This window comes from Mesorhizobium sp. M7A.F.Ca.US.002.01.1.1, from assembly GCF_004022955.1.
Classification (GTDB): Bacteria; Pseudomonadota; Alphaproteobacteria; order Rhizobiales; family Rhizobiaceae; genus Mesorhizobium; species Mesorhizobium ciceri.
The window spans coordinates 1-9079 of record NZ_RZQE01000227.1 but is presented as its reverse complement, the minus strand read 5'-3'; the positions used below and the strand labels follow the sequence as shown (position 1 = coordinate 9079).

Sequence of the window (9079 nt, the reverse complement as noted above, 5' to 3'; positions counted from 1 at the left end):
CGTCCTATCTGCCGGAAGTCTATGAACTCGCCGATACGCTGCATGTGTTCCGGCGCGGCAAACTGGTGGCGACGCACGGTTTTCACGCCGCCAGCCACGAGGATATTCTCACTCAGGCGCTCGCCGAGAAACAAGAAAAGCTGGGAGGACAGATATGAGCACCGAGGCGATCGCCGTCGAAAAACCGAAGCGCAACTATAATGTCCTGTTCGGGCTGACGCTATTGGCGCTGCTGGTTCTGCTCTGGATCCTCCTCTCCGTGACGACGACAAGCTTTGCCTCGGCCAACAACATAGCCAATCTCCTGCGCCAGGGCTCGATGATCGCCATCATGGCGGTCGGCCAGACCTTCGTCATCATCACCGGCGGCATCGATCTGTCGGTCGGCGCCGTGGTCGGCTTCGCCACCGTGGTCGTGGCCATGATGATCAATGCCGGCTTCCCCATCTGGCTCGCCATTCTGGTGACGCTGCTGGTCGGTGTCGCCATCGGCATGTTCCACGGCTTCGGTATCGTCAAGATGGGCCTGCCGCCCTTCATCATCACGCTGGCGACGTTGACCTCGCTGCGCGGCATCGGCCTTTTGATGACCAACGGCAATTCGATCAACATCAACAGCGACACCTTCACCGCCTTCTCGCGCAATTCCTTCATCGGCATCCCCAACCTGTTCTGGATGGTGATCCTGGTCGGCATTCCGGCCTATATCTTCCTGCACCACAGCCGCTGGGGCAGATACCTGTTTTCGGTCGGCTCCAACGCCGAGGCCTCGCGCCTGTCCGGCGTCAATGTCCAGCGCACCATCTACATGGCCTACACGCTGTCGGGCCTGTGCGCCGCCTTCGTCGGCGTGCTGCTGGCCGCCCGCATCGGCATCGGCAACCCGACGCAGGCCGAGGGCTGGGAACTGCAGGCGATCGCGTCGTCGGTCATCGGCGGCACCTCGCTGTTCGGCGCTGTCGGCTCGGTGCATGGGCCGCTGCTCGGCGCCTTCATCCTGGCCACCATCAACAACGGCGCCAACCTGCTCAACGTCAATTCGTTCTGGCAGCGCATCATCACCGGCGCGCTGATCATCATCATCGTCTACTTCGACGGCCTGCGCCGCCGCGGCAAGTAGCGACCCCGCAATCAACCGCCGGTCCGCCACACCAACGGGCCGGCGATTTCATGACTGGATTAGCGCATGAAAGCCGTCCTCTGCCGTTCGCCCGGCGATCTTGTCCTTGAAGACCGGCCCGCACCCGAGACACCGCCTCCCGGCTGGGCGCTGGTGGCGGTCAGCCATGTCGGCATCTGCGGCACCGACTACCACATTTTCGAGGGCAAGCACCCGTTCCTCGCCTATCCCCGCATCATGGGTCATGAGGTCTCGGGTACCGTGATGGAGACCGGCGAAGGCGTCGAACTGGCCATTGGTGAGCCCGTCGTCGTCAACCCCTATCTTTCCTGCGGCAAGTGCATCGCCTGCCGGCACGGCAAGCCCAATTGCTGTGTCAGGATCGAGGTGCTTGGCGTGCATCGCGACGGCGCCATGTGCGAACGCATCCTGGTGCCGGCGCAAAATCTCTATCCGGCCAACGGCCTTTCGCTGGCCGACGCCGCTGCCGTCGAGTTCCTGGCCATCGGCGCGCATGCCGTGCGGCGCGCCCGCGCCGACCCCGGCGCCCACACGCTGGTCATCGGCGCCGGCCCGATCGGGCTCGGCACCGCCATCTTCGCCCGCATCGCCGGGCTCGACGTGACGCTGCTCGACATGAGCAGTGAAAGGCTCGCCTTCGCTGGAAACGAGCTTGGTTTCCAGACCCTAGACGGCTCGCGCGGCGCGGTGCCCGATCTGATCAGGGAAGCGACATCAGGCGAAGGCTTCGATGTGGTCTTCGACGCCACCGGCAACACCCAGTCGGTGCAGTCGGCCTTCGCCCATGTCGCGCATGGCGGAACGCTGGTGCTGGTCTCCGTCGTCAAGGACGACATCAGCTTTTCCGATCCGGAATTCCACAAGCGCGAGATGACGCTGATCGGCAGCCGCAACGCGCTGCGCGCCGACTTCGACCATGTCGCCGCCTCGATCCGCAACGGGGCCGTACCACTGGCCAAGCTCGTCACACACCGCACCACACTCGCCGCCACGCCGCGCGATCTGGCTCGTTGGGCGCATGAGAAATCCGGCCTGATCAAGGCTGTGATCGAGGTGGGGTTATAACATGGCAGGCGGCGAAGCCGGTCCTCAAATGCGCCGCCGCTGGCAAGTGAATGCGGCCGAGCTGGGCCGGGCACTCCCTACAGCGCCGACAGCTTCAGCTCCACCCGTTCGGCCGGAAAGCGCGACTCGGAAAACTGGATCGGCTGGCCGTCCGGCGTGACGTTGACGGCAACCGTGACCAGCACGATGGCGCCCGGCTGCAGGTCGAGGTCGGCAAGGTCCGCCGCATCGGCATGGCGCGCCGACAGCACGGTCGATTGCCTGAGATAGTCGTCTATGCCGAACCGCGCCAGCGATGCGGTGATCGAGCCTGTTTCCGCCATCGCGGCATCGATGCCGGCAAAGCGCCGGGCCTCGAACCAGCCGGCAGCGCGCGACACCGGCCGTCCGTCGGCTTCGCCGCGCGTTTCCAACCGGATCACATCGGCTCCCTTGGGAAGACCCAGTCCCTCGCCGACGCGCTGGCTGGCCGGCTCGACCGACGAGGCGAGCAGGACGATGTGCCGTTCCGTCGTTTGCCCTTGCAGCCCTGTCGAAAAACGTGTGCGCGCCCCGATCGGATAGGACAGCCGCTTGCGCGACAGTACGAAGGTGCCGCGCCCCTGCTCGGCCCGCAGCACGCCTTCCCTTACAAGGGCTGATATGGCGTTGCGCACCGTGTGACGGTTGACGCCATAGCGTTCTGCCAGCGCCACCTCCGGCGGCAGCGCTGCATTCTCCGTGAAATCGCCGATGGCGATCGCATGCAGGATCTTGTCGGCGATCTGCCGCCACAGCGAAACGCCACTGCGCCGCTCGATGCTGTCCGCTAACAGCCGCCCGACCATCATTGCCCCAACCTTCCAGCGCCCAGTCTTCTATCGCTGTCATCCACCCGTCATGGACACGCGTTAGATAATAGATATAATTTGTATAGTTGTCTACATCAATAGACAAATTAACAAAGAGGAATGCTGCTGATGCGAGGACAGGAAGCCCGCGACCAGGCCGAGCGCAAAGCCGCCATGGCAACCCTTACGCAATCCAGCGGCGATGACATCGTACGGCTCTGGAATGAGGCCGGACTGCCTTCGGACGCCGAGCTGTTGCGCGGCCCCGAAACCGGCCTTGTCACCCTGCGCGGCCGCATCGGCGGCGGCGGCGCCCCTTTCAATGTCGGCGAGGCGACCGTCACCCGCGCCACGGTCAGGCTACCCACCGGACAGGTCGGCCATTGCTATGCGCTTGGCCGCGACAAGCAGAAGGCGAAGCTGGCGGCTATCGCCGACGCCCTATGGCAGGACCCTGCCCGCCGCAATGAGGTCGAGACCGGACTGATAGCGCCTCTGCGGTCGGCTCTGACCTTGGCGCACGAAAAACGCCGCGCCGAGACGGCGGCAACGAAGGTCGATTTCTTCACCATGGTTCGCGGAGAAGACTGATGGACATTGCAGCGCAATCGATCGAGGGCGGGTTCGCCGATCCGGTCTTCAACGCCCAGACCGTGTTCCGCGCCGTGATGGACGCAATGGCTCGGCCGGGCAGCGTGCAACCGCTGCCGGCCTTCGCCCGCCCGCCGGTGCCGCTCTCGGCTACCGCCGGCGCCATCGCACTGGCGCTGTGCGACAATGACACGCCGCTCTGGCTCGACCCGGCTTTGCAGGCCTCCACCGCGATCAGATCGTGGCTTGGGTTCCATACCGGCGCGCCATTGGCCAACACACCGGCCGATGCGCATTTCGCCTTGATCGCAGCACCTGCCGAGATGATGGCGCTCGATGGCTTTTCGCAGGGCACGCAGGATTATCCCGACCGCTCGACCACGCTGATCCTGCAGGTCAGCGATCTGGTCTCCGGCACGCCGCTATTGCTCGAAGGTCCCGGCATCGAAACCAGCGCCACGATCGCGCCGGCGCAGATGCCACGCCATTTCGTCGAGCAGTGGAAGCAGAATATCAAGCGCTTTCCGCGCGGCGTCGACATCATCCTCGCCACATCAGGCGGCATCGCCTGCCTACCGCGCACGACGCGCATCAAGACGATGGAGGCGTAAGATGTATGTCGCGGTAAAAGGTGGCGAAGCGGCAATCGCCAACGCCCACAGCCTGCTGGCCGACCGCCGGCGTGGCGACCGTTCGGTGCCCGCCCTTCGTCTCGACCAGATCGTCGAGCAGCTGGCGCTCGGCGTCGACCGGGTGATGAGCGAAGGCTCGCTCTATGATCGTGAACTGGCCGCGCTCGCCATCGTCCAGGCGCGCGGCGACATGATCGAGGCGATCTTCCTGGTGCGCGCCTACCGCACCACGCTGCCGCGCTTCGGCTACTCCAGGCCCATCGACACCGCCAACATGCTGGTCGAGCGGCGCGTCTCGGCGACCTACAAGGACCTGCCCGGCGGCCAGTTGCTCGGACCGACCTTCGACTACACCCACCGGCTGCTCGATCCCGAGCTTGCCGCCGGCGCCGATGTCGCCGAGCCCTTGCTGCGCGACACGGAAGCGCAAGCCATGCCGCGCGTCTCGGCGATCCTCGCCCGCGAAGGCTTGATCGAACCGGATGGCGACATGCCGCAGGACCATGTCCCCGGCGACATCACCCGCGAGCCGCTCGAATTCCCGATGGCGCGCGACATCCGCCTGCAGGCGCTGTCACGCGGCGATGAAGGGTTCCTGCTGGCGCTCGGCTATTCCACCCAGCGCGGCTATGCCCGCAACCACCCCTTCGTCGGCGAGATCCGCATCGGCGAAGTCGAGTTGGAGCTCGACGTGCCCGAACTGCCCTTCGCGGTGCCGCTCGGCACTGTCCGCGTCACCGAATGCCAGATGGTCAACCAGTTCAAAGGCTCGGCCAAGGCGCCGCCGCAATTCACCCGCGGCTACGGCCTGGTCTTCGGCCAGAGCGAACGCAAGGCGATGGCCGTGGCACTCTGCGACCGGGCGCTGCGCGCGAAAGAGCTCGGCGAGGATGTCGTCGCCGCGGCCCAGGACGAGGAGTTCGTCATCTCGCACTCCGACAATGTCCAGGCGACCGGCTTCGTCGAGCATCTGAAGCTGCCGCACTATGTCGACTTCCAGGCAGAACTCGATCTCGTACGCCGCATGCGCACCGAATATGACGCGCGCGAAAACCCCGTGAAGGTCGAAGAGAAGCGGGAGGCCGCGGAATGATCGAGGGCCTTTCCCACATGACCTTCATCGTCCGCGATCTCGAGCGGATGACCGAAATCCTCGAGGGCGTATTCGACGCGCGCGAAGTCTATGCCAGCGACGCCAGGCAGTTCTCGCTGTCGCGCGAAAAATTCTTCCTGATCGGTGACATCTGGGTCGCCATCATGGAGGGCGAACCCTTGCCGGAGCGCAGCTACAACCACATCGCCTTCAAGATCGATGACGCCGATTTCGACCGCTATGCCGAGCGCATCGGCAGGCTCGGCCTCGACATGCGCCCGCCGCGCCCGCGCGTCGAGGGTGAAGGCCGCTCGATCTATTTCTACGACGAAGACAACCACATGTTCGAACTGCACACCGGCACGCTCAATGAGCGGCTGGCGCGCTATGCCAGGGGATTGGAGGCTGCGGAATGAATTTAGTGCCCGACGCCACCATGGCCGCCACCATCGTGGGAATGACCGCCATAGCCGTCATACCCGGAGTAATCACCATTCCCGACGCCCACGGACTCACCTTGAGAGCCTTCTTTGGGGCCGGGCAAAATCATGCGCCGAAGGAAGAAGAGAACGACGCCGGCGAACACCACCAACAGAATTCCGAGATGCATCCATCCGGTCGAGTTTATCTGAATTCGCCCCTGTATCCGCGTCCTGGACGCCAATTCGATAGCACAATGTGGATGTGATCGCCATGACCGACATCGCCACCTACAACTTCGCCTATCTCGACGAGCAGACCAAAAGGATGATCCGCCGGGCGATCCTCAAGGGCATCGCCATTCCCGGCTACCAGGTGCCGTTCGCTTCGCGCGAAATGCCGATGCCCTACGGCTGGGGCACCGGCGGTGTCCAGGTCACCGCTTCGATCATCGGCCCGGACGATGTGCTGAAGGTCATCGACCAGGGCGCCGACGACACCACCAATGCGGTGTCGATCCGCGCCTTCTTCAAGAAAGTCGCCAATGTCGCGGTGACGACCGACACTGCCAGCGCCACCATCATCCAGACCCGTCACCGCATTCCCGAGCATCCGCTGACGGCGGCCCAGGTGCTGGTCTACCAGGTGCCGATCCCCGAACCCCTGCGCTTCCTCGAGCCGCGCGAGACCGAAACGCGCAAAATGCACGCGCTGGAGGAATATGGCCTCATGCACGTCAAGCTCTACGAGGACATCGCCAAGCACGGCCGCATCGCCACCACCTATGCCTATCCGGTCAAGGTCGAGGGCCGCTATGTGATGGACCCCTCGCCGACGCCGAAATTCGACAATCCCAAGATGCACCGCTCGCCGGCCCTGCAGCTGTTTGGCGCCGGCCGCGAAAAGCGCATCTACGCGGTGCCGCCTTTCACCGAAGTGGTCAGCCTCGACTTCGAGGATCATCCGTTCGAGGTCCAGACCTTCGACCAGCCCTGCGCGCTGTGCGCGGCCGAGAACGTCTATCTCGACGAAGTCATCCTCGACGACCATGGCGGCCACATGTTCGTCTGCTCCGACACGGACCATTGCGAGAAGCGGCGAGCGGACGGCTATCGCGGCCATCTTGCCCCGGAAAACCATCTTGCCTCGGGAACAAGGGAGCCGGCGCAATGACCGACGAACCGCTGCTGCGTGTCGCAGCACTTTCTAAATTCTACGGTTCGCGCGTCGGCTGCGACAACGTCTCCTTCGACCTGTGGCCGGGCGAAGTCCTGGCTGTCGTCGGCGAATCCGGCTCCGGCAAGACGACGCTGCTCAACTGCCTGTCAACGCGGCTGCTGCCGAGCTCCGGCTCCGCCAGCTACCGCATGCGCGACGGCCAGTTCCGCGAGCTCTACCGCATGAGCGAGGCCGAGCGCCGCTTCCTGATGCGCACCGACTGGGGATTTGTCCATCAGAACCCCGCCGACGGTCTGCGCATGACGGTGTCGGCGGGCGCCAATGTCGGTGAGCGGCTGATGGCGGTCGGCGACCGTCACTACGGCAGGATCCGCGCCACCGCCGTCGACTGGCTGTCGCGTGTCGAGATCGACGAGGACCGCATCGACGACGAGCCCCGGGCCTTTTCCGGCGGCATGCGCCAGCGCCTGCAGATTGCCCGCAACCTCGTCACCGGGCCGCGGCTGGTGTTCATGGATGAGCCAACAGGCGGCCTCGATGTCTCGGTGCAAGCCCGCCTGCTCGACCTGCTGCGTGGTCTGGTCACCGATCTCGGTCTGGCGGCCATCGTCGTCACCCACGACCTTGCCGTGGCGCGGCTCTTGTCGCAGCGCATGATGGTGATGAAGGACGGCCGCGTCGTCGAAAGCGGCCTCACCGACCGCGTGCTCGACGATCCCCGCGCGCCCTACACGCAATTGCTTGTTTCCTCGATTTTGCAGGTTTGACGATGGCGCCAAGGCACCCCCCTCTGGCCTGCCGGCCATCTCCCCCTCAAGGGGGGAGATTGGCTATCGTCCTCGGTTTCGCCACTCTCCAATGTTGCAGAACAAGCGCAACGAGAAAGCTGCCGATCTCCCCCCTTGAGGGGGAGATGCCTGGCAAGGCAGAGGCGGGCGTTGGCCCGCAAACGAACGACAATTGGAGGCCCTTCTGATGGCAACCCCCCTCGTTGTCTCCGATGTCGCCAAGAGTTTCACCATGCACCTGCGCGACGGCATCAAACTGCCTGTTGTCGCCGGTGTCTCGTTCTCGATCAGGGCTGGCGAATGCACCGTGCTCGGCGGTCCTTCCGGTGCCGGCAAGAGCTCGATCCTGAAGATGCTCTACGGCAACTACGCCGTCGACGAAGGCCAGATCATCGTCACGCATGGTGATGGGCTGATCGACCTCGCCACCGCCAGCCCGCGCACCGTGCTGGCCATACGCCGGCAAACGATCGGCTATGTCAGCCAGTTCCTGCGCACCGTGCCGCGCGTCTCGGCGCTCGACGTCGTCGCCGAACCGCTGGTCGAGCGCGGCGAGGATCGCGAGATTGCCCGCGGCAAGGCGCGCGCCTTGCTGGCGCAGCTCAACCTGCCGGAGAAACTCTGGGCCTTGCCGCCTGCGACCTTCTCCGGCGGCGAGCAGCAGCGCGTTAACATCGCGCGCGGCTTCATCACCGAGCATCCGATCCTGCTGCTCGACGAGCCGACAGCCTCGCTCGATGCCAGGAACCGCGATGTCGTGATCGAACTCATCGCCGCCAAGAAGGCGGCTGATGTCGCCCTGCTCGGCATCTTCCACGACCACGACGTGCGCGAGGCGGTTGCCGACCGCATCATCGACGTCACCGCTTTCGCGCCCGGAAAAATCGCCGCATGACCAGGAAATTATCCGAGACGCCGTTGATCCATCCGACGGCGGAGGTGCAGAACTCGACGCTCGGCCGTTGGACCGAGATCGCCGACCGCAGCCGGGTCTCGGAAAGCGAACTCGGCGACTATTCCTACATGATGCAGGACTGCGCCGTCTGGTGCGCGACGATCGGCAAGTTCGCCAACATCGCGGCCAGCGTGCGCATCAACGCCACCAACCACCCGACCTGGCGGCCGACGCTGCACCATTTCACCTATCGCGCCTCCGATTACTGGGACGATGCCGAGCACGAGAGCGAATTCTTCGCCCAGCGCCGCGCCAAGCGGGTCACCATCGGCCACGACACCTGGCTCGGTCACGGCTCGACCATCCTGCCCGGCGTCACCATCGGCGATGGCGCCGCGGTCGGCGCCGGCGCTGTCGTCTCGAAAGATGTAGCGCCCTATAGGAT

Annotated in this window: 12 protein-coding genes and 1 pseudogene; 12 read left to right on the top strand and 1 reads right to left on the bottom strand. The window is 64.7% G+C overall.

Annotated features, from left to right (window positions below):
• The 3 genes and pseudogenes from EN932_RS38980 to EN932_RS20925 all read left to right on the top strand — a co-directional run.
• Window positions 1-158 (top strand): annotated as a pseudogene (locus EN932_RS38980) (sugar ABC transporter ATP-binding protein); the annotation flags it as partial.
• On the top strand, window positions 155-1120 hold the full coding sequence (locus EN932_RS20930; protein WP_013529527.1) for an ABC transporter permease: 966 nt from the start codon (window positions 155-157) through the stop codon (window positions 1118-1120). The pseudogene EN932_RS38980 and the gene EN932_RS20930, both read left to right, overlap by 4 nt.
• Window positions 1121-1186: 66 nt before the next feature.
• Window positions 1187-2206, top strand: a complete 1020-nt coding sequence (locus tag EN932_RS20925) for a zinc-binding alcohol dehydrogenase family protein (protein ID WP_127368882.1) — start codon at window positions 1187-1189, stop codon at window positions 2204-2206.
• Between the two features lie 77 nt (window positions 2207-2283).
• Here EN932_RS20925 and phnF read toward each other — a convergent pair whose 3' ends face one another.
• Entirely contained in the window at window positions 2284-3033 is a 750-nt protein-coding gene (gene phnF, locus EN932_RS20920) for a phosphonate metabolism transcriptional regulator PhnF (RefSeq protein WP_164754006.1), read from the bottom strand.
• A gap of 132 nt (window positions 3034-3165) precedes the next feature.
• On the opposite strand from phnF, the gene phnG reads away from it, so the two are divergent.
• The 9 genes from phnG to EN932_RS20870 form a co-directional block, all read left to right on the top strand.
• Window positions 3166-3627, top strand: coding sequence for a phosphonate C-P lyase system protein PhnG (gene phnG, locus EN932_RS20915; protein ID WP_063170338.1), 462 nt, complete (start codon window positions 3166-3168; stop codon window positions 3625-3627).
• Entirely contained in the window at window positions 3627-4238 is a 612-nt protein-coding gene (phnH, locus tag EN932_RS20910) for a phosphonate C-P lyase system protein PhnH (protein WP_127368880.1), read from the top strand. The genes phnG and phnH overlap by 1 nt, the downstream gene beginning before the upstream one ends.
• A 1-nt stretch (window position 4239) precedes the next feature.
• The gene (locus EN932_RS20905; protein ID WP_127368879.1) at window positions 4240-5352 is read left to right on the top strand and encodes a carbon-phosphorus lyase complex subunit PhnI; all 1113 of its coding nucleotides are present in this window, start codon (window positions 4240-4242) and stop codon (window positions 5350-5352) included.
• A complete protein-coding gene (gene fosX, locus EN932_RS20900) occupies window positions 5349-5768 on the top strand; it encodes a FosX/FosE/FosI family fosfomycin resistance hydrolase (RefSeq protein ID WP_127368878.1) in 420 nt (139 codons plus the stop codon). Before EN932_RS20905 ends, fosX begins: the two co-directional genes overlap by 4 nt.
• Window positions 5765-6040: a hypothetical protein gene (locus tag EN932_RS20895; protein WP_127368877.1), complete on the top strand. Its 276-nt coding sequence runs from the start codon at window positions 5765-5767 to the stop codon at window positions 6038-6040. Before fosX ends, EN932_RS20895 begins: the two co-directional genes overlap by 4 nt.
• A 5-nt stretch (window positions 6041-6045) precedes the next feature.
• Window positions 6046-6945, top strand: a complete 900-nt coding sequence (locus EN932_RS20890) for an alpha-D-ribose 1-methylphosphonate 5-phosphate C-P-lyase PhnJ (RefSeq protein ID WP_063170339.1) — start codon at window positions 6046-6048, stop codon at window positions 6943-6945.
• Complete coding sequence (phnK, locus tag EN932_RS20885) at window positions 6942-7718, top strand: phosphonate C-P lyase system protein PhnK (protein ID WP_063173111.1); 777 nt, start codon at window positions 6942-6944, stop codon at window positions 7716-7718. Before EN932_RS20890 ends, phnK begins: the two co-directional genes overlap by 4 nt.
• 208 nt (window positions 7719-7926) lie before the next feature.
• Entirely contained in the window at window positions 7927-8634 is a 708-nt protein-coding gene (gene phnL / locus EN932_RS20875; protein WP_064995543.1) for a phosphonate C-P lyase system protein PhnL, read from the top strand.
• Window positions 8631-9079 (top strand): DapH/DapD/GlmU-related protein (locus tag EN932_RS20870; RefSeq protein WP_128369033.1); only part of this gene is annotated, 449 nt, incomplete at its 3' end. The genes phnL and EN932_RS20870, both read left to right, overlap by 4 nt.

Excerpts from the sequence above, each read along its gene's own strand:
- EN932_RS20890 (WP_063170339.1), top strand. The coding sequence starts at position 6,046 with ATGACCGACATCGCCACCTACAACTTCGCCTATCTCGACGAGCAGACC.
- EN932_RS20925 (WP_127368882.1), top strand. The coding sequence starts at position 1,187 with ATGAAAGCCGTCCTCTGCCGTTCGCCCGGCGATCTTGTCCTTGAAGAC.
- phnG (WP_063170338.1), top strand. The coding sequence starts at position 3,166 with ATGCGAGGACAGGAAGCCCGCGACCAGGCCGAGCGCAAAGCCGCCATG.
- EN932_RS20905 (WP_127368879.1), top strand. The coding sequence starts at position 4,240 with ATGTATGTCGCGGTAAAAGGTGGCGAAGCGGCAATCGCCAACGCCCAC.
- phnK (WP_063173111.1), top strand. The coding sequence starts at position 6,942 with ATGACCGACGAACCGCTGCTGCGTGTCGCAGCACTTTCTAAATTCTAC.
- EN932_RS20930 (WP_013529527.1), top strand. The coding sequence starts at position 155 with ATGAGCACCGAGGCGATCGCCGTCGAAAAACCGAAGCGCAACTATAAT.
- phnH (WP_127368880.1), top strand. The coding sequence starts at position 3,627 with ATGGACATTGCAGCGCAATCGATCGAGGGCGGGTTCGCCGATCCGGTC.
- fosX (WP_127368878.1), top strand. The coding sequence starts at position 5,349 with ATGATCGAGGGCCTTTCCCACATGACCTTCATCGTCCGCGATCTCGAG.
- phnL (WP_064995543.1), top strand. The coding sequence starts at position 7,927 with ATGGCAACCCCCCTCGTTGTCTCCGATGTCGCCAAGAGTTTCACCATG.
- EN932_RS20895 (WP_127368877.1), top strand. The coding sequence starts at position 5,765 with ATGAATTTAGTGCCCGACGCCACCATGGCCGCCACCATCGTGGGAATG.
- phnF (WP_164754006.1), bottom strand. The coding sequence starts at position 3,033 with ATGGTCGGGCGGCTGTTAGCGGACAGCATCGAGCGGCGCAGTGGCGTT.